Genomic DNA, 19,542 nt, shown 5'->3' on the forward strand with positions numbered 1-19,542 from the left:
TTACGTAACCCAAATTTTAGTCTATGAAATAGTGTTCCAGCAGTAGGACTTTCCGTATCTGAACAGATATTACAAGTACGTGAAAGGTCTTTTCTGACTTGGTATTTTTTATGACCACATTTGCGACAGCAATATCCATCTTCCCACTTTAAAGAAGCTAGCTATTCTTCGCAATCTAAGTCAGTTTTAAAGCGTTCAGTAAACTCTAAGAGGCTTTGTCCCTTAAATAATTCCATCATACATTCATTTTCAGAGTGCAAATATATGAAAATACTTTGACACCTCAATTATTTAATTTGATAATGAGACAATGAGGCAATGAGACAATTGGCTAATTGGCTAATTTGCCAATTAGCACACTCACTGCATTGCCGCCGAAGCCGGTAGCGTTGATCAGTATATTTTTGATAGGTTGGCCAGCAGGGGTATGGGTAGCATAGGGAAGCGGGAAAAAAGACTGGGTGCGGAACATATGTATCGCCATTTCGATAGCCAAGGCACCACTGGCAGCGAAGGTATGTCCTATCTTCCACTTGTTGGTTGTAAGCTCGGGCAGCGCTTTGCCAAAGACCTTTTCAAGGGCAAGGAGTTCGGCCTGGTCTCCCTTGAGGGTACCGGTAGCATGAGGGATAACCACATCGACCTGTTGAGGATCGAAGCCCTCGAGGGCTTGCCGCATGCTGCGCTCAAGCGCCTCAGCATCGGGGGAGATAGCCACCGGATGGTTAATCTTCTCTGTAGCATAACCGATACCCCTGATGGTAGCCAAGGCGTGAGGGAGGGTTCCCTTCTCCAAGGCAAAGACCGCAGCTCCTTCCCCCAGTGCCATGGTACTCTTGCTTTTGTCCTGCTTAAGTGGCTGACAGGGATAGGGATCACAGGGGTCGGCATATATCTTAAGCGCTTTCATCTGTGCAAGGGTAAAGGGAGTAAGCGGCGCCTCACTCCCACCCACTAAGAAAGCCTCCGCCATATCAGCCTTGAGCCAAGCTACCGCATTGACCAGCGCATGCAAGGCCGTAGAACAGGTAATCGAGTGGGAGATAGCAATCCCCTGACCCTTGGCATCCTGCATCACCCAAGAGGCAATATTGCCCAAGGAAGTTGTAGGGGAGGCCAAGGGCGGACACTTGCCTTGAGCCAAGAAGTCCTTATGATAAGCCTCCAAGAGGGTTGTCGCCCCACGAGAAGAACCTATATTCAGCCCAAAGTCCTTATCCGAAGGCCAACCCGCTTGGGCAAGTGCCTGGCGAGCCGCATAGATGGCATAAAGTACCGAAGGGTCTAAACTCTTATACTTAGGCGACTCCTCCCTAAGAAGGGCTATCTGCTGTTGGGCATCCTCGCAGAGTTGGCCTACAGGAAAAAGTGTATCGCCCACCGCCTTATTCACCAATAGATGATTGTGGTATCCATAAGAGTGTACTACCTGTTCCGGCTTTGCTCCTAAGGGAGAGATACTTCCCATTCCTACGATAGAAATATCTGTTTGCATATATTTTTAGTATATTTAACTTTTATATAGTAATTAGCTGACAAATAAAAGCTATCTTTGCCGTTTAATTTGTAAATATAATTTTTTCATGAAAAAAATCGTACTCTCATGTGCTGTAGTACTTGCTTTGGTAGCAAGTAGCTGTAAGAATAACCAAGCAGAACAGGCCGCTGCTGCTGTAGAACAAGCCGCTGTCGCAGTAGAACAAACTGCCGCTGGGATAGCCACCTCTGGTAGCTATGCTGTAGAACCCAGCTCTGTGATCGAGTGGGTAGGAAAGAAACCTACTGGACAACACAAAGGTACTATCTCTCTACAAAGCGGTGCCCTAAATATGAATAATGGCAATATCACTGGAGATTTCGTGATTGATATGAACTCCATTACCGTAACTGACATCACTGAAGACGAAGGCAAATCAGACCTCGAAGCCCACCTCAAAGGTACAGGCAAGGAAGATGGTGCTGACCACTTCTTCAACGTAAAGACTTATCCTACTGGATCTTTCAAATTGACTTCTTTCGATGGTACAAACGTAACAGGTGACCTTACCCTTAAGGGCAAGACCAAAACCATCAACTTCCCTGCTAGCCTTACCATTAGCGATAACGAAGTAAGCCTCGAGTCCAAACCATTCGAAATCAACCGTGTGGATTTCGGAGTGAACTACGCTTCTAAGTCTGTATTTGGAGACTTGAAAGACAAGTTCATCAACGACGAAGTAGAACTCGTTGTGAAGCTAAAAGCAAAGAAATAATCACTGCCTTAGCTATCTAAGGAAACGATTATGCCAGCTATCTTGCATGGGAACTTCCCAATCATGCTGGTACTCATAAAGGTTGGTAACCAAGTTGTTAAAGACAATCGTATGGTTATCAACCTTTTTCTGTTGGGCTAATTTTTTGAAATCGACCAAGGGAATGTAGCATATTTCTCCCTCATGACGGAAGGAAACATTCATCTTGTCCAAGAGAAGTAGGTTGTGTTTTTTCTCCAATTCCTGGATAAAGTGCGCCAGCTCGTCCAAGGAGCAACCGCCGATATGCTGGTTGTCATCAGCGGCGATAACGATAAAGCGGTCATAAGGTATCTGGAAAGCACAGCGTACCCTTTGGGTATGGGAGACCCAAGAGTCGAGAAAAGCGGTAAGGTCGGCCGTAATTTGGCTAAGTTCTTCCGCATTGAGCAGTCGATTGGCAGGGTATATCCATACCTTGGCCGTATCGGGTAGGGTGTTGAAATCTATTAACATAGTTGTTTTTTAATGACTAATGACTAATTGAAGTGCAAAGATACGATTTTTAAGTGAAACTCATAGTGATTCATCAAAAATTGTCACTCGTCGTTAGTCGCTAAAAAAAGTGCCGTAATCATCTGTTGATAATGGATAATATCATTGTAGGTGAGGGTTTGACCTTTGCGGTCTTTGAGCCATTTTTGGGCGGGCTGGTAGCCGCCAATATAGGTTTCCCAGGCCTCAAGGGGTACTTTTCCAAAATATTGGATATCGTTGATATATACCTTGCCTGCTACATAGCTTACACTTTCTACCAGATTAGTTCCTGCTATGGGGAAGATAGTAATAGGAGTTTGTACTTCAGGGCTTTCCAAAAGGTGTAGCTCTCGCAGGTGTTTGCCTATGGTGGCGTAGTGCTGGAGTTCCTCGTTATCTTTTGGGTAGGGGATGCGGGGGAAGTCTATTTTTAGGAATTCTTTGTACTGTTCCCTATAGTTTTTATCGTGCAATATGCCATAGCAATAGTCGAAGGCAGTGAGTGGGTTGCCCCCTAATTTTTTAAGAATTTCGGGGTTTAGGTTGGGGATTTTTTTGCTATGAAAATCCATCTTGAGAGTTTGCCCTTCTTCGGTAGCCTCTTCTTCATAAAGATAGAGAGGAAAAACGTAACCTGCTCCATACCTTGCAGCTATTCCTGTTAGATTTAGATTAGCAATATTTTTAGTAACAAATATATGTCTGAAATCTTCCACCGTCTGTTTAGAAACTACTAAGGCTAAATTTTCACCTTTGATAAAATGTTGCATTATTTCATAGGTAGGATAAGCTAAGAATCCTTTGGATTGATTGGTAAAATAAGTCCAACGAATATCAAAAGGGCGATAGGTGATAGGTTGTAGGTAGCTATCCTTTATCCCCATTTTTTGTATGTTTGCTTTGGCAAAAGCAGTTTTTTTATCTCGACTTTCTTTAGTTTCAGAAGGGTATTTACTTTTCAGAGTGGCTTCGTCAAGGTCATTAAAGTCTTTTACTACTTGGGTAATGGCTTCTTTGGTAAATTGGATAGCGGTATCATCACGTTTGCTACAAATGCCTACGCCTCCTTTCATAAAAAGGTCCTTTATACTAAAGAAACTATCATACTTTTCTTGTAAGGAGAAGTCTTTAGGAGTAAAAAAATAATGAGGTTCAACCATTGTTAAGTGGCTGAAGGGTATGGTATTGAGAGAGTTCTCGTCTAAGAAAGCAAATTTTTCAGTTCGCTTGCCATATAGGTCATAATAATAGACTTCTGCAAGTTGCTCTTTTGGAGCGGTATTAGGTGCTTTTACAAATATACTAATACTTACCCCTTGCATAATGTTAAATACATTTTCATCAGGAGTGCCATCGGGAGTAGTTTCTTTTATTTTGCTATTGCCGTGTAAGTTAATGATGTATATCTTATCAAAGGTTCGGAGCAGATGGTGGCGCATTCCATTGAATGAAAGACTATCCAAAAAACTGTTATCAGTGATATAAGTAAGGAGTCCTTGTCCATTTCGTTGTATGAAATATTCTCCAAATCGGATAAACTTCACATAATCGTTATTCACCCATTTGGTATTGGGAATAACCTTGCCTTTGTGATCTTTTTTGTATTTGTTTATAAGGTCACTTATCCATTTTCCATTATTTACACTCTCCCCGTTGTAGGGAGGGTTTCCTATCACGCACATTACGGGGGTATCGCGTTTGATGCGGTTGGCTTCGTTGGCTTCGTCGGAGAGCCAACGGGCGAGGGGTAGAGAGCGGTCGGGGGTGGGTTCTTCGAGGGAGTTGGTCAGGTATATTTGTATGCGGTTGGTGCTCTCGGTAATTTGTGTTTGAGAGAGGAGCATATCGAGCTTTAGGTGTGCGATGGCGTAGCTTGCCATTAGGAGTTCGAATCCGTTGAGGCGTGGTAGGAGATGTTCTTGGACGTAGTTTTGCCAAATGCCTCGTTGCTCCTTGAACTGCTGGGCTATATACTCGATGATTTGGGTAAGGAAGGTGCCTGTACCGGTGGCGGGGTCGAGTATTTGTACGCGGTGGTATTCTTTTTCTTCTATATCGAAGCCTGCTATTTTGTTGTCTTGCTTAGTTTGTATTTTTATTTTGGAGGTATCGGCGAGACCTTGTGGGAGGTTGAACTGCTCTTTGAGCAGGGTATCGAGGGTACGCACCATAAAATTGACTACGGGCAGTGGGGTGTACCATACGCCGAGAGCTTTGCGCACTTGGGGATCGAAGGCTTCGAGAAAGTCTTCGTAGAAGTGTACGATGGGGTCTTTGGTGGTGTCTTTGCCATAGGAGGCGAGCATTTGAGCTACATCGCAGGCGAGGTACATTTGCACGAGGTCGTCTATCACCCAGCTGATACGGGTATCTATTTCTATTCCTGCGATATACCCGAATAGTTTTTTGAGGAAGGGGTTGGAGGCTGGCAGGAGTTGGTAGGCTTCTTGTCGGCTAAAGGTGGAGAGGGTGGGGTCGTGATAGCGTGCGGTGAAGAGCCCGTAGGTAATGGTTTGGGCGTACATATCGGCGAAGTCTTTAGCAGAAATGTTGTGAATAAGTATGTTGCTAAAGGCGGTGAGTTGATCGGTGAGGTCGGTTTGTATGCCTTTAGAGAGGTCTTCAGAGAGTGCTTTTTCGATGATTTTGGAGAGTAGTTGTGCTTTGGCAGCCATTAGGGTAACGAGGTCTTCGGCTTTGGCGATACCTGAGGGCTCGAAGGAACCGAAATTTTGGATATAGGTAAGGAAGGTATCGAAGTTTTCAGGTAGGGGTGTGATGCCTCTGTCGGTTACTTTTCCGATGGCTATAGAATGTAGGAGTTCTTGATTTCGGTAGAAATGGAAGGTGAGGTAATCGGTAAATATAAGGTTGGTGAGTGATTTTTTGTAGCGGTCGAATTGTTCTTTGTTTCCGTTTTTGGATTTTTCGCCTTTGAGGTCTTTGTCGTTAATATCTTTGGTTTCGATAAAACCGATGGGCAGGTCGGCGTAAGTTAGGATATAGTCGGGTGCGCCACAAGCTTGTCGCTTGGGTTCGTTGATGATATTGAGTTTTGGGAGAAGATCCTCCAAAAGGTTCTTAAGTAAAGGGCGATAGGAGTGTTCCGTAGCTTTGCCTGTAACATACTGTGCATTAAGCTGAGTGATATAGGAGTGTAATTCAGTCATTAGTCGTTAGTTATTAGTCGTTAGTCATTATCTTTGTAGGTATTGATTACAATTCTAAAGTATTTAGGGTCGTAGAGGGTAGTCATGGAGTAGAAAAGTTCCTTACGAGTGTTGTAGTCGGTAGGGAAGTGGAGGTAGTGGAGGTCATTGTCGAGGATTTGGTAAATGAGTTCGGTACAGTAGAGTTCGGAGGGGTCGTCGATGATCCCACGATGGTCGAAAGGTACCTGCTGCTTTAGGTAGTATTGGGCGCGCTCCACTACTTGGAGGCCTTGCTCTGGGGAGAGGCCTTGGGGGCGTACCACGAGGATTTTCTCCGGCATGGAATAGCGCAGGAAGGTGGAGAGGGGTTGCTGCTGCATACCGTTGATAGGGCTTACATCGGAAGAGAGCGCATGGATGACCCACCAATGGCCATTCCTTTGGTAGAGGATCCCCGAATGGGTAAGGTCGTAGGTGCCATTGTTCAGCCTTTTGGAAATCATATCACTGAAGAAGCCATAGCCACGGCGGAGGATGATATCCCCAGGGCGAAGGGAGTCCATTTGGGTAGGGGAGAGGCGAAGGCGGTCTTTGTTCTGAGCCACCTGCCGCTGTTCCTGCTGCGAATCAATATAAAAAAAGAGATGGTAGCCCCCCCAAAGCAGTAGCGGAAGCAGAAGCCAATGTGTCCATCTGCGAATATTCCAATGTCTCAATCTGTTATCTTATAAGTGGGGCAAAAATACGAAATTAATGACAAATAACCAATAAACAATGACAAGTGACTAATGACCAATTACTAGTAACTAGTGAATAATGTTAAAAAAATATACTATATCTTGACGAAGGGTTCGCTTTATTAGTACCCCATAAGCACCCAAAAACTAATTAATACATAAATATCCTTTTTATGTGAAAAAAATTATATTTTTTTATTTTTATTCCGAAAAAATGTTATATCTTTGGGGCGAAAATAAAATTTATAATGTATGAAACGTAATTATTTTTTATTGTTTTCAGCCCTTATAGGAATTCCTATGCTGGCACAGCAAAAGGACAGCTTGTCTGTAAAAGGAAAAGCTGTAGAAGGAGAGGATACCCGCAATGTGATGCTCAATGCCTCTTCGAATACGGGGCCACGGGAGGTAAATATTGGCCTACCGTCCTCAGTGGGAGGGATTACAGTTTTGGAGAATGACCTACCGGTGGTGTACCACTTTTGGCCAGAGCTACCCAGCCGTACTTGGCGTCCTTCGCAGAGCTTACAGATGAAGGGACTGATGTCGGTAAGTGAATCGACTGTGACCTTAGGAGACTTCGGTTATGCTGTTAGTTCCTATACCAAGACCGGAGGGGATAAGACCGCCCTGATAGGTACCCTCAAAGGCAACCACCACGGCTACTACTTAGGCGATGTGAACCTTAGTGGCCGCTTGGGACAAAGCCATTGGTACTATGCTATCGGTGCCTTGATTACCGCAGACCCCGGAGAGGCCAAGCACAAAGGCAGTAGACTTATTGATGACACCCAATTATTCAGAGGCGTAGTTAGCTATCGATGGGATGAGGGAAATGAACTTAACTTCGGTTATAAGTTTGCCCGCTCCAAAATCATAGGACACTACGCCCCTTTCATTTATCATACGGATGGGAAGGTGAGTGAATATAAGGGAATAGGAATCGGGACGGACTCCTATATGCTCAGCGATGGGTATGTCATTTTCAAGGATATCCTCACAGGAGTGCCCTACCGAGCCGACTTCGAGGGAAGCGACTCGCCCCTATGGTCTTACTCCCATAACTTAGACTTTTGGGGTAAGCATGATATGGGAAGCGATTGGCTTTTGAAGCACTCCACACGGCTTCACTATGCCAAGTCCTCGGCACCAATTCCCCTATTGGCAGGAGCCTCGCCAAGAGGTAACCAGCAGTACCAGTACATGGATGGCACTCCCTATACCGGTGAATATGTACAGAAGATGCTGGCCATTCTCTCGCCCAAGACCCCTACCCATACCTGGATGACCCGCCTATGGGCAGAGAAGCAAACCGATCAACACCAATGGCGTATTGGTATCTTAGGCCAATACTATCGGGAGGTAAACTATCACCAAGACCGTAGCTTCCTCTACCACTCTGTAGAGAAGCAGCCTCGTATGTTGCAAAAGGTAGGTAGCAGCGATCCTTTCTTTGACTACAACGTAGGAGGTGAATACCACGATGGCTATGAGACTAAGCTTACCACCTATGTCTCAGATACTTGGAGTGTCAATCGATGGCTGGAACTAAGCTATGGTGCCAACTTCCGCTACCAAAAGATGGAAGGCAGCTATAGCCTACAGCCCCGCTCGGTGGCCAACACCGTCCTTCACAGGCCTTTTACCCCCTTCCATCACGATTGGTACCACGTCAATGGAGACCTAAGAGCGGTGGTAAAGCTTAGCCCTCAATTTGGGCTATTGGGTAACTTCACCTATCAGGAAAAAAATGGCTACTTAGAAGACTATTCGGGAGCACATACCCCTGATTTTACCAAGACCCAAACCCCCTTTGTAGCTGGAGGTATCTACTATAACAATGAGTGGGTAAGCCTTGTTTCCCAAGTATCCACCCTTACGAGGAACAACTACCAGACCCGCCTCAGTATTTCAGACAGAGATAGCGATCGAAACCGCGTGGTATCGGTACACTACGACATCAAGACCGTAGGCTGGACAACGGATATGGTACTGAAACCCTTCAAGAACTTCAGCTTGCACTACTTACTTACCCTTCAGAATCCTGAATACAGCAATTACAGTTGGGTCAATCCGTTCAACGGGCAGCCCATCAGCTACAATGGCAATGTAGTGAATGGTATCTCGAAGGTACTAATGGAGATAGACCCCAGCTATAGCATCGACAAATTCCGCTTTGGGCTAAACTTCCGCTACTTCAGCAAGCAATATGTGAGCCTTACCAATCAATTTTTCATAGAACCCCGCTGGGAATCCTTCTTCTCCAGCTCGTATGATATCAATAAACACCTGAATCTGGGCTTCAATGTGGTGAATATCTTCAACCAAACGGGAGCTTCGACCAGTATTGCCAATTCGGAAGTACCTTATGAGCATATCCAAGATGCGGAAGGCAGCTTAGTTACAGGCTCTTACATACGTCCGCTTACCTTTGAATTGCAACTGAATTTCAAATTCTGACAGAGATGAAACTAAGACCTATTTTTCTATTTTTAAGCCTACTGGAAAGGAGTGATACAGGATGCAAGGACGGAAAAATACAAGAGAAAATGACCAATAGCCAATGATTAATGATCAATGGTTAATCGTTAATGTCAGCAATTATTAATCATTGGCTTCTAACTATGATTCTAAAAAATTAACAGCAGGTATCCCAATACTTGCTGTTTTTTTTGTATCTTTGCAGTCGGAAAAAACGAACAGTGAACAATGAAAAGTGAAAAACGAATAGTGAATAGCGGCTAACCACTGGCTACTAACCACTAACAACTAATAAAATTATATGAAAAGAATATTATTATTAAGCATGTTAACGCTTCTCTCTGGAGGGGTGCAGGCGCAAAGGAAATTCAAGGTAACCTTGGATGAGGCTAAGAATGGTACCTATACCATAAGCCCTAAATTGCCTAAGGATGGCATTGTAAAAAGAGGGACTACCCTCACAATAAAAGGCACTCCTAACGAGGGTTATATATCGGATGGGGGTTATTTTTCTACGGTAGATGATGGGCAGGTATATTATCATGAATATATGCGTTCGTCCTTCACGGTAAAGGTAGATCGTGAAATGAATATTGGCTATGCCTTTGTCAAGGAAGAGGCACAGGAGGGCTTGCGAGTGATACAAGATGTTGTATATGCCAAGCCAGGGATGAAGACCCTGAAATATGATATTTACTCCCCTAAGGGTAAGGATAGGCTTCCTTGCCTTGTTATCTTCCATGGGGGAGGCTGGAGCCATAATAGCGAAGAGGTGATGCGTGGTTTGGCTCGTGAGCTTGCTAAGAGTGGAAGGTATGTGGTCTTCAATGTAGACTACCGCTGGATTGACAAAGAAGATGGGGATAAGATGCCTAACACCCTACAAGACCTCATAGAAGATGCCTATGGAGCAGTGGTGCATATCATGGAGAATGCTTCGCTGTACGGCGGGGATAGCAAGCATATCTTTCTTACAGGGGATAGTTCGGGAGGACATTTGTGTTCGGCTGTAGCTAATTTCGTAGAGCGCTTAGGAGAAAATGGGTTCAACAAGCAACAAAACACTTTTGAGTTTTACCCCACTTATATGCCTAAAGGGAAAACGATAGAGGAGATTAAGGAGAAACTTAGCAAATGTATCAAAGGGGTAGCTCCTAACTATGGGGTATTCACCACAGAGACCTTTGAAAAAATCTTCAGGGATTATCCTTTTGCAAAGGAAATAGCACCTATCAACTATATCCCTGAGGCCAGCAGTAGGGCCGTACCTTATTTTCTATTAAGGGGTACTGAGGATCCCCTAATTAGCAATGAGGAAGTTAGCCGCTATATGGAAGCCCTTATCAAAGCGGGTCAGCAGGTGGAATACCTACAAGTAGGGGGTGCTGGTCATGCTTTTTTTGACTGGAAGGCTGACGAAAAGACACAAGAAACCTTCAACAAATATGGCAAATACTACGCTCAATATATGTTGCTGTTCTTCGATAATATCCTTAGAGTAGTGACTAATGACTAACGACTAGTGACTAATGATTAATGACTAGTGACTAATGATTAATGGCTGGTGACTAATGATTAATGGCTGGTGACTAATAATAAAAATAAAACGGCAAGTTATTTTTACTTGCTGTTTTTTTTGTACTTTTGTGGAACGAAGAAAGTGAAGAGTGAAGAACAAAAATAAAAAATGATTTTAATAATTAAAATTAAACGATTTTAGTTGGTAATGAGTATTTATATTAAAAGAAAAAGATAATAGAAAATTAACTGGGTAAAATCGGTCTTTATTTGTTAGATTCGACTTAAAATTTGTCTTCCCAATTGGGAAGGGGAGTTTCTCAATATTTAAAATAGGCAAATGATGATTTGCAGTAGATAAAATTTAAAATTAAAAAACGATGTCAATTATCTTGTGTTTGGAAACCTCGGGTAAGAATTGTTCGGTAGCTCTTTTTAAGGAAGGTGTACTGATAGGAGCTAAAGAGGTAGTAACGGAGCAGTTTTCCCATTCGGAAAATCTGCATGTATTCATAGAAGAGGTGCTTAAGGAATGTACTATAGCGGGAAAGTCTGTAAGTGCTATCGCCATCAGTGCGGGGCCGGGTTCTTATACGGGTTTGCGTATAGGTACTGCTACTGCTAAAGGGCTTTGCTACGGTTGGGGTATACCTCTGATAGCGCTACCTACTTTGCGTATTTTAGCAGGGGGGGCAGCCGCTCATTTGGCAGATATTTCATATATTATCCCAATGATTGATGCCCGCAGGATGGAGGTGTTCACAGCGGTATATACCAAAGATTTTTCTCTACAAGCACCCACAGTGGCTAAAATCTTAAATGAAACTTCTTTCAGCAGTTACTTAGCGCAAGGGAAGGTACTTTTCTTAGGAGATGGTAGTGGCAAGTTTGCTAAAATCTGTCAGCACCCTAATGCGGTATTCTTAGAAGCTATCTACCCCAGCGCTACTCAAATGGGTAGCTTGGCCGCCGAGAAATACAAGCAACAAACCTTTGAGGATATTGCTTACTTTGAACCTTTCTACCTGAAAGAAGCGTTTGTTAGTGACAAGTGACTAATGTTCCACGTGGAACATGTAAGTGAAAATGAAAATGAAAGTGAAAAAATGATTTTAAACATTCAAATTTTAATGATTTTAATCAGTGATGAATACTTATATCAAAATGAAAAGAAAATAGAAATTTGATATATTTCTGAAAGAGAAAAATCAGTGAAAATGAATAATAAACTCAAAACTTAAAACTCAAAACTCAAGAACTATGGAAGTAACTGATTACAGTGTAAGTGGGGAGACCTTCACACTGACTTATGAGGAGCGGTATGCGCTATATCGCACTACGCCGGTACCTGATGACTTGGGAAGCTATTACCAAAGTGAGGCTTATATCTCCCATACGGATGGAAAGAAAGGTTTGCTTGAAAAGCTCTATCAGTGGGTAAAGCAATATACTTTGCTAAAAAAAATGGATTTGATAAGACAATATATTCCTGAAGGGAGCCTTTTGGATATAGGGGCTGGTACGGGTGATTTTGTTCGTATGGCCAAGCAGAAAAGCTGGTATGCTACAGGAGTAGAGCCTGAGGCTAAAGCCCGTGATAGGGCAGGGGAGAAGGGTATTTTCCTATACGAAAGCCAAGAACAGCTTGATGAAAAATATGATGTAATCACGCTATGGCATGTACTGGAGCATATTGCTGATCTGGAAGGGCAAATTCGTTTTCTAAAGGATCACCTCAAAGAGGATGGCTTGTTAGTCATCGCGGTGCCCAACTATAAGAGCCAGGATGCGCAGCACTATGGAGCCTATTGGGCGGCCTATGATGTACCCCGCCACCTATGGCACTTCTCACAGCAGAGTATTTGGCAGCTATTTACAGAGAAAGGTTTTCAGCTAATAGGGGTAAAGCCTATGTATTTTGATGCCTTTTATGTAAGCCTGCTTTCTGAAAAGTACAAGACAGGACGTATGAATTTTCTAAAGGGTTTTTATCACGGATTGGTATCCAATCTCTCTGCACTGCGGACAGGAGAATACTCTTCACTGATTTATCTTTTAAAAATAGCCAGTAAATAATTTGTTCCACGTGGAACACTAAGAAGCTATCATATGTCTTTAATTGCATAATTAGTACAAGTATTAAAGTAAAATTCTTGGTGAAAACGTTAAATATCCATTCTTTTCCTATTTGTTGTGTTAAAAAATAATAGATTATTCATTGAATTTCGTATATTTGTGCCTGTTTTCAAAAATTGTACAGTCATGAATAAAGTTGTTTTAAGTGTAGCGTTAGTTTTAAGTCTCATAAGCTGCCAACAAAGTCAGAAGATTGCTTATGTAGACAATAGTAAGCTTTTGGATGAGTATCAGGAAAAGAAGGATTTGGAAGAATTACTCAAAGGGAAAATCAACCAATACCAAGCCAGACGTGATAGTATCTCACAGGCCTTTCAAGTAAAAGCCCAAGCCTTCGAAGCGCAGGCTAAGAGCCTTGCTCCGGCAGTTGCCCAACAAAAATTTGAGGAACTATCGAAAGAAAGCCAAAAGCTACAACAACAACTTATGATAGAAGAACAAGCTATCCAAGAGGAAAGCCGTACTAAAATGGATACACTCCTGAAGAAAGTGAAGAACTTTATCAAGGAATATGGTCAAAAGCATGATTATGATTTTATCCTTGGTGCCAATGATGGAGGTAGTGTTCACTACGGTAAAAAAGATAAAGATATTACTTCTGATGTAGTAAAAGCCTTGAATGAAAAAAAATAATTATTTTTACTCGTTGTTAAAAAACTGTTCCACGTGGAACAGTTTTTTTATATCCTAAAATTATAGTTAGGTAAATTCAGATTACGAATAAAGCAGCTAACAAATTTTCTTTTAGGGGCTAATTGCAATTAGCCCCTACATTTGCGCATATCAATCCTTTGAAAACTATTAAGGGCGAATTGCAATTCGCCCCTACAATTGTGCATATCAATCTTTTGAAAAATTATTTCTGATTGACTATATATCCAAGAGTGTGGAAAATGTGAGAGAAATTCAAAAAAAATAAGCATAACCCTAAAAAAACGACTTAAAATTAGCTATCAAATTTCTATTTTCTTTTTATTTTGATATAAATACTCATGATAGATGAAGATTATTAAAAATAGATAGGTTAAAATCATTTTTTAACTTTTACCCACCTATACAGCTTCGTGTATTGTTAGTTTTGCTCTTTACGCTTCATTACTCACTATTATAGATGTTCCACGTGAAACCATTTGTTATTTATTTTTTAAGTTCCTGAATAAAGTTAGGAAAGAAGCCATTGAGAAGTAGAAAAATACCGAAGGCAATAAGGAAGATATTAATTCCCTGCTTTACCTTATGGATATTGGTAGGGGTAAGGCGATGGCGGAGGCGCTTGGCTATAAGGATTTTGACTACATCAGTAAGCAAATAAGTCATAAGTATGGTGGCTAAGAAGAATAATACACGGGTAGGAGTCATCCCAGGACGTGCAGAGAAAGTAGCTATGGTAGCGAGCCAGTAGAAGAAAACCCCTATATTGATCACATTGAGGAAAAATCCCTTGTAAAAATAGGTAAAATAATTACCCTCCTTGATAGCTACTATCCGTGCCTGGGGAGGGTGTAAACGAAAATCACGACGTTCCTTGATATAGGAAAATAAGCCATAGCCGATGATCAGCAAACCACCATAGACGAACAAATTGGGGTTATTCTCTATATAAGCCGATAGCCTACTGGTACCCCAATAAGCCAAAGCTATAAAGAATATATCTCCTGAAATAGCTCCCAAATCAAAAGCCAAAGCCGAGCGTACCCCCTTGGTAATGCTCGTCTCTATCAAAATAAAAAATACAGGGCCTATGGTGAAAGCTAAAATAATCCCCAAGGATATCGCTATAAAAATAGTTTGTATCATGGCTAAAAGAAAAAGCAAATATACTAAAAAAATAAGAATATTAAAAGAAAAAGTTTATTTTTCTCTATTTCCTTGCTTTCATCACCCAAAAAGGGCGTGTGATATAGGTGTTGTGCTTGGTAAGGATTTCTTCTGTAAAAGGATGAAACTCAAAATCCTTAAAGCCTGCTGAAAGGAGCAGCGCTTGAAGCTCCGCATTGGTATAGAAAGTAAATACTTCCTTGGTAAAGGGCATACGCTTGCCAAACTCTAAGTCAATATACGCCATCACTAATTGGGCTTTTGGGCTAAGAAGCTCATACAATTGCTGAAAATAAGCCCGAAGGTTGGGAATGAAATAATGAATATTGACCATCAAACACAGCTCAAAACGCCGATGGGATAGGGTAGGGAGGTTTCCATCTGGTGCAAGTAAAAAAACAGCCTTTTTTTGTGCTATAAGCTCTTTGTATAGGGTTGTAGCCTCTTGATACATTGCCATAGAACGTTCTACACCGGTATAACAGAGCTGAGGTGCCCTATCCAAGAGATAGGGCAAATGGGCTGCATTGCCAAAGCCTATCTCCAAGAGCTGGTGTGTCTTGGAAAGGGATAGGCTATCGATGGTACGCATTATCATATTGCGATTGGAGGCGAAGATATAATCACCTATTTCCTTGGCTAATTCGCCTTCTGGGCAGCGCAACTGCCTTCCTAAGAGCAAGTTATCGGTGGTGGGAAGCACTTTTTTAATGGTTAATGGTTAATGAACAGTGAAAAGTGAAAAGTGAAAAGTGAAAAGTGAAAAATTAAAAGTGAAAAATTAAAAGTGATTAGAATTGGTAAAGAATGAACGCTTAATTTGTTCCACGTGGAACATTAGGTACTATTCACTAATCATTATTCACTGTTCGTTGTTTACTAATTCAAAGTCGAGGTAGCGCTTGACTAAGTCGGTATTTTTAACTCGTATTCTCACTTCGTCCCCTAAGGTATAGCGTTGCTTGGTTACTTCTCCTATGAGGGCATAGGCCTTTTCGTCGAATACATAATAATCGTCTTTCATATCGCGAGCACGCACCATACCTTCACACTTATTCTCAATAATCTCTACATAGATACCATACTCGGTAACTCCTGAAATCACTCCTAAGAACTCCTGATTCTTGTGCTCTTCCATGTACTTAATTTGCATGTACTTAATCGAATCACGTTCGGCTGAGGTGGCTAAGTTCTCCATCTGAGAGGAGTGCTTACACTTTTGCTCATAGGCGGCTTCGTCGGCTGAAGGGGCTCCATCCAAATAGAGCTGCAAAAGGCGATGTACCATCACATCCGGATAGCGGCGAATAGGGGAGGTGAAGTGGGTATAGTCGTCAAAAGCTAAGCCATAATGCCCTATGTTATGGGTAGAATAAGCCGCCTTGCTCATGGAGCGAATCGCTAAGGTATCCACCAAGTTCTGCTGCTTCTTGCCATGTACCTCCTGCAAAAGGTGGTTGATCGAATGGGAAATGTTCTTCTTGTCCTTGAGATTGAGCTTGTAGCCAAAACGAGAGATGATTCCCTGCATCTGAAGGAGCTTTTCCTCATCGGGAACATCATGGATACGGTAGACAAAAGTCTTCTGTAGCTTGGAGGCATATTCGGCTACCTTGCGATTGGCCAAGAGCATGAACTCCTCGATGAGTTTGTTGGCTTCCTTACTCTCCTTGGTATAGACCCCTAAGGGGTTGTTATGCTCATCCAAGAGAAACTTAACCTCCACCTTATCGAAAGAAATCGCCCCTGCCTTCATTCGCTTTTCTCGAAGTATTTCAGCTAAGGCATTGAGCGAAACAATCGCCTCTACCATCTCCTTGGAAACGGTATAGCTTCCTTCGGGACGGATAGAGACCTCTTCAGGCATCACAAAATCGGTAGGCTCCGCAGCTGTGAAAGCCTCAATTACCGCCTGGGCCTCCTCATAAGCAAAGCGTGCATCAGAACAAATGACCGTACGACCCAGCCATACCTTGCGAATCTCTGCCCGTGGGGAAAGCTCAAAGACGGCTGAAAAGGTATATTTCTCCTCCTCAGGGCGGAGTGAACAAGCAAAGTTGGACAAGACCTCCGGAAGCATAGGTACCACTCTATCGACTAAGTATATCGAAGTAGCCCTTTGGTAAGCCTCCTCATCCAAGATAGTATCGGGCTGTACATAGTGGGAAACATCGGCAATGTGAACACCTATTTCAAAGTTACCATTCTCAAGGACTTGGAAAGACAGTGCATCGTCGAAGTCCTTGGCATCCCGTGGGTCGATGGTAAAGGTAAGCGCCCCACGCATATCCCTGCGGCGAGCGATTTCCTCTTTCTTAATGGTAGTATCCAATTGCTGGGCGTATTGTTCCACTTCCTGAGGAAACTCAGAGGGAAGGCCATATTCGGCTAAGATGGCATGAATCTCCGTCTGATGTTCGCCCGGCTTGCCCAAGACCTTCTCTATCACCCCATAAGGAGAACGCGAAGTCCATTGGGTAATACGTACCAAGACCTTATCTCCATCTTCTGCCCCATGGCAATCCGCCTTAGGAACAAAAATATCAGTATACATCCTACGATCGGAAGGTACTACAAAGGCAAACTTCTGCTGCATCTGTACCACTCCAACAAAGGTAGTACGCTTACGCTCCAGCACCTGGGTAATCTCCCCCTCGAGCTTCTCCCGACGGCGTGGAAAGACATATACCTCCACCCAATCGCCATGCAAAGCCTTGTTGAGCAGATTGTTAGGAACAAATACATCCTGCTGCAAGTCCTCACACACTACATAAGCATTACCACCGGAGGCCATATCCACCACCCCTTGGTGATAGTAAGTAGCCTCCTGCGGCGCTTGGAAGTGCCCTTGAGAGGTTTGCTCAATATGAGATTGCTTGACCAGCTTGGCCAGGGAAGCAATAATATCATTGCGCACCTCGGTAGAGGTAGCCTTGAGCTTCTCGGCGATCTGCTTCCATGAAAAGCTCTTAGAACTATTCTTCTGAAGAATGACTAAAATATCTCGGCTGAAGTCCTTAGCTTTTTTCTTTTTCTGTTTGAATTTTTTCTTACTCATTTTTGTTTTAAATTTACGAGTTTTCTATTGATCATTGGTTGTTTTATCAGAATATTTTTGTATATTTGCTCATTGGATATTAGCAAGGAAGGGGAGATACCTCCCTTGATATACTTCGCTTGAAGTATTAGTAGCCTATCTAATCAAGGAAATACAATGAGAATCCAGAAACATAGGAACAAACAATGCGCAAAGATACAAATTAATTAGCAAATAGACTAAAGTTCATCCGCCAATTCATTTGAAGCACATCGGTTCACTAAAAAAAGGTTATCCACATTTTATCTATAAATGAAAAATAATTTTCTTTTAAATAAAAAAAAGATGATAATGATAATATGCAGTGAATTTCGGTAGAAAAAGATACGAAAAAACTTGCTTGCTATACTTAGGAGAGTTTATCAACTATCGGAGAGGATAGTAAGAGGCTGATTTGCAAGAAGTAAGCCTACTTATTCACAGAAATGAATTCTTATTCTTAAAAAGAAAAAGGAATAAAAAAGCGAAAAAATAATCCCCATTTTCTGTTTAGTAACGGTTGATAAGTTGTGAGAAATAAAGTTGTTTTTCTGCTTACGCTTTGTGTATAGTCAAGTTTTTGAAAGAACCTAATTTTAAAATCTTTTTTTATAGAATAGTTATTCACTGTTTTCAAGGGTGAAATGAACCATTTTTGAGGGGTATGGTGAATAATGAAGTATGGATAGTATTTTAACAAAACAATAAATGTTAAAGCCTATTATTTTATCAGAAAAAATGATTTACTTTGCCGCGTGAATTTACTAACGAAAAAAATTAGCAAGAAAATGAGAAAAATATTTTTAGCAAGCCTTGGTTTGGTAGCATTTTTTGGCTGTAATAAGTTGAATGTACCTAATACTATAGAGAATGTAGACTATAGTAAGATGAGAAATAGCGCAGTAAGTGATGAGAGTACTCCTTCCCAAACACTGGAGAGCTGGCTTCTCAATAATGGATATGATAAGAACGAAAATGGTACTTTGGATAGGAATGAACTCCAACTAATTGATCTTATAGACGCTCAAGGAAAGGGAATTACAGATGTAAGTATTTTGGAAAGCTTGCCCAATTTGAAAATACTTAACTTGTCCGCTAACAAAATAGAGGTAGCCAATATCAAGGCAACAGGCTTAGAAGAGCTGAATATAAGTAATAACAAACTTATAAAGCTCAATATATCCTTGGCTAGAAAATTGACAGATAAGATAGATGTTACAGGTAATCCAAAACTCAAGTGTATACAGGTAGATGCTATCCAACGTGCAGCCCTTCTTAATACAGCAAGGAATTTCAAGTTTGACAATGCTTTGAAGAAGAATGACGGAAAACCTAATTTGTCGCTTACGGCTTGTCCATAGGTTAAATATATATTAAATAATCTAAGGATTGGGAATAAAGTCGTACCTTTGCACTGTTTCATAATATTGGAATTTATTGGTTAAAAAAGGAATTGCCTCATCATTGGGGCAATTTTTTTTATATATACTTTTCTCCTTTTGCTGAAGAAAAGCTAATAAAGCAAATCAATAGTTAAAGAACTAGAAATATAGGCATCTATAAAAATTGTAAGTAACTCATTATCAATGCTTACATTATTACATCCCCCTCACATACTTCGCTCTTGCGAATACACATCCCCCCTGCCCCCCCTCAAGGGGGGAATTGTAGAACGCTGAACTATCATGCTGATATTCAGTATGTTTAAGTGTGATTATTCACTATTTTACTTGATACCACTCTGTGATTCCCCCTTGAGGCAAGTCCGTGAGAGCGGAGTATGTGAGGGGGGATGTAGAAAAAACATCCTGAATATCAACGGATTACTATATAAAGTATATTATTTTAACTATTGA

14 protein-coding genes and 1 pseudogene are annotated in these 19,542 nt (G+C 41.8%); 7 read left to right on the forward strand and 8 right to left on the reverse strand.

The window, feature by feature from the left end; translation table 11 throughout:
• Both HMPREF1551_RS13265 and HMPREF1551_RS00575 read right to left on the reverse strand, forming a co-directional pair.
• A pseudogene (locus HMPREF1551_RS13265) lies at window positions 1–236 on the reverse strand (IS1595 family transposase); the annotation flags it as partial.
• A 95-nt stretch (window positions 237–331) separates the two neighbouring features.
• On the reverse strand, window positions 332–1,495 hold the full coding sequence (locus HMPREF1551_RS00575; RefSeq protein WP_021627035.1) for a beta-ketoacyl synthase N-terminal-like domain-containing protein: 1,164 nt from the start codon (window positions 1,493–1,495) through the stop codon (window positions 332–334).
• Between the two features lie 88 nt (window positions 1,496–1,583).
• Here HMPREF1551_RS00575 and HMPREF1551_RS00580 point away from each other — a divergent pair, with 88 nt between their 5' ends.
• Window positions 1,584–2,252 (forward strand): YceI family protein, encoded by a 669-nt coding sequence (locus HMPREF1551_RS00580; protein WP_021627036.1) that lies wholly within the window; start codon window positions 1,584–1,586, stop codon window positions 2,250–2,252.
• A 12-nt stretch (window positions 2,253–2,264) separates the two neighbouring features.
• Here HMPREF1551_RS00580 and HMPREF1551_RS00585 read toward each other — a convergent pair whose 3' ends face one another.
• The 3 genes from HMPREF1551_RS00585 to HMPREF1551_RS00595 all read right to left on the reverse strand — a co-directional run bounded on the left by HMPREF1551_RS00585 (window position 2,265) and on the right by HMPREF1551_RS00595 (window position 6,636).
• Window positions 2,265–2,747 (reverse strand): hypothetical protein, encoded by a 483-nt coding sequence (locus tag HMPREF1551_RS00585; protein WP_021627037.1) that lies wholly within the window; start codon window positions 2,745–2,747, stop codon window positions 2,265–2,267.
• An 83-nt stretch (window positions 2,748–2,830) separates the two neighbouring features.
• Window positions 2,831–5,938, reverse strand: coding sequence for a type ISP restriction/modification enzyme (locus HMPREF1551_RS00590; protein WP_021627038.1), 3,108 nt, complete (start codon window positions 5,936–5,938; stop codon window positions 2,831–2,833).
• 20 nt (window positions 5,939–5,958) lie between these two features.
• A complete protein-coding gene (locus HMPREF1551_RS00595; RefSeq protein WP_021627039.1) occupies window positions 5,959–6,636 on the reverse strand; it encodes a YiiX/YebB-like N1pC/P60 family cysteine hydrolase in 678 nt (225 codons plus the stop codon).
• Window positions 6,637–6,909: 273 nt separating this feature from the next.
• Between HMPREF1551_RS00595 and HMPREF1551_RS00600 the strand changes: the two genes are divergently transcribed.
• The 5 genes from HMPREF1551_RS00600 (at window position 6,910) to HMPREF1551_RS00620 (ending at window position 13,425) form a co-directional block, all read left to right on the forward strand.
• Window positions 6,910–9,117, forward strand: coding sequence for a hypothetical protein (locus HMPREF1551_RS00600; protein ID WP_021627040.1), 2,208 nt, complete (start codon window positions 6,910–6,912; stop codon window positions 9,115–9,117).
• 322 nt (window positions 9,118–9,439) lie between these two features.
• On the forward strand, window positions 9,440–10,654 hold the full coding sequence (locus HMPREF1551_RS00605) for an alpha/beta hydrolase (RefSeq protein ID WP_034543989.1): 1,215 nt from the start codon (window positions 9,440–9,442) through the stop codon (window positions 10,652–10,654).
• A 382-nt stretch (window positions 10,655–11,036) separates the two neighbouring features.
• Window positions 11,037–11,711, forward strand: coding sequence for a tRNA (adenosine(37)-N6)-threonylcarbamoyltransferase complex dimerization subunit type 1 TsaB (tsaB, locus tag HMPREF1551_RS00610; protein WP_021627043.1), 675 nt, complete (start codon window positions 11,037–11,039; stop codon window positions 11,709–11,711).
• Window positions 11,712–11,916: 205 nt separating this feature from the next.
• Entirely contained in the window at window positions 11,917–12,732 is an 816-nt protein-coding gene (locus tag HMPREF1551_RS00615; protein WP_021627045.1) for a class I SAM-dependent methyltransferase, read from the forward strand.
• A gap of 186 nt (window positions 12,733–12,918) precedes the next feature.
• On the forward strand, window positions 12,919–13,425 hold the full coding sequence (locus HMPREF1551_RS00620; protein ID WP_021627046.1) for an OmpH family outer membrane protein: 507 nt from the start codon (window positions 12,919–12,921) through the stop codon (window positions 13,423–13,425).
• 504 nt (window positions 13,426–13,929) lie between these two features.
• Here HMPREF1551_RS00620 and HMPREF1551_RS00625 read toward each other — a convergent pair.
• The 3 genes from HMPREF1551_RS00625 to rnr all read right to left on the reverse strand — a co-directional run bounded on the left by HMPREF1551_RS00625 (window position 13,930) and on the right by rnr (window position 17,668).
• A complete protein-coding gene (locus HMPREF1551_RS00625; RefSeq protein WP_021627048.1) occupies window positions 13,930–14,589 on the reverse strand; it encodes a LysE family translocator in 660 nt (219 codons plus the stop codon).
• A gap of 64 nt (window positions 14,590–14,653) precedes the next feature.
• Window positions 14,654–15,313: a class I SAM-dependent methyltransferase gene (locus HMPREF1551_RS00630; RefSeq protein WP_021627049.1), complete on the reverse strand. Its 660-nt coding sequence runs from the start codon at window positions 15,311–15,313 to the stop codon at window positions 14,654–14,656.
• Window positions 15,314–15,472: 159 nt separating this feature from the next.
• Window positions 15,473–17,668 (reverse strand): ribonuclease R, encoded by a 2,196-nt coding sequence (rnr, locus tag HMPREF1551_RS00635; protein ID WP_021627050.1) that lies wholly within the window; start codon window positions 17,666–17,668, stop codon window positions 15,473–15,475.
• An 806-nt stretch (window positions 17,669–18,474) separates the two neighbouring features.
• Between rnr and HMPREF1551_RS00640 the strand changes: the two genes are divergently transcribed.
• On the forward strand, window positions 18,475–19,047 hold the full coding sequence (locus tag HMPREF1551_RS00640) for a hypothetical protein (protein WP_051317840.1): 573 nt from the start codon (window positions 18,475–18,477) through the stop codon (window positions 19,045–19,047).
• Window positions 19,048–19,542 lie beyond the last annotated feature (495 nt).

The sequence above is a fragment of the Capnocytophaga sp. oral taxon 863 str. F0517 genome, assembly GCF_000466425.1.
Lineage (GTDB): Bacteria > Bacteroidota > Bacteroidia > Flavobacteriales > Flavobacteriaceae > Capnocytophaga.

Coding starts and splice junctions, on each gene's coding strand:
- HMPREF1551_RS00575 (WP_021627035.1), bottom strand. CDS start 1,495: ATGCAAACAGATATTTCTATCGTAGGAATGGGAAGTATCTCTCCCTTA.
- HMPREF1551_RS00580 (WP_021627036.1), top strand. CDS start 1,584: ATGAAAAAAATCGTACTCTCATGTGCTGTAGTACTTGCTTTGGTAGCA.
- HMPREF1551_RS00585 (WP_021627037.1), bottom strand. CDS start 2,747: ATGTTAATAGATTTCAACACCCTACCCGATACGGCCAAGGTATGGATA.
- HMPREF1551_RS00590 (WP_021627038.1), bottom strand. CDS start 5,938: ATGACTGAATTACACTCCTATATCACTCAGCTTAATGCACAGTATGTT.
- HMPREF1551_RS00600 (WP_021627040.1), top strand. CDS start 6,910: ATGAAACGTAATTATTTTTTATTGTTTTCAGCCCTTATAGGAATTCCT.
- HMPREF1551_RS00605 (WP_034543989.1), top strand. CDS start 9,440: ATGAAAAGAATATTATTATTAAGCATGTTAACGCTTCTCTCTGGAGGG.
- tsaB (WP_021627043.1), top strand. CDS start 11,037: ATGTCAATTATCTTGTGTTTGGAAACCTCGGGTAAGAATTGTTCGGTA.
- HMPREF1551_RS00615 (WP_021627045.1), top strand. CDS start 11,917: ATGGAAGTAACTGATTACAGTGTAAGTGGGGAGACCTTCACACTGACT.
- HMPREF1551_RS00620 (WP_021627046.1), top strand. CDS start 12,919: ATGAATAAAGTTGTTTTAAGTGTAGCGTTAGTTTTAAGTCTCATAAGC.
- HMPREF1551_RS00625 (WP_021627048.1), bottom strand. CDS start 14,589: ATGATACAAACTATTTTTATAGCGATATCCTTGGGGATTATTTTAGCT.
- rnr (WP_021627050.1), bottom strand. CDS start 17,668: ATGAGTAAGAAAAAATTCAAACAGAAAAAGAAAAAAGCTAAGGACTTC.
- HMPREF1551_RS00640 (WP_051317840.1), top strand. CDS start 18,475: ATGAGAAAAATATTTTTAGCAAGCCTTGGTTTGGTAGCATTTTTTGGC.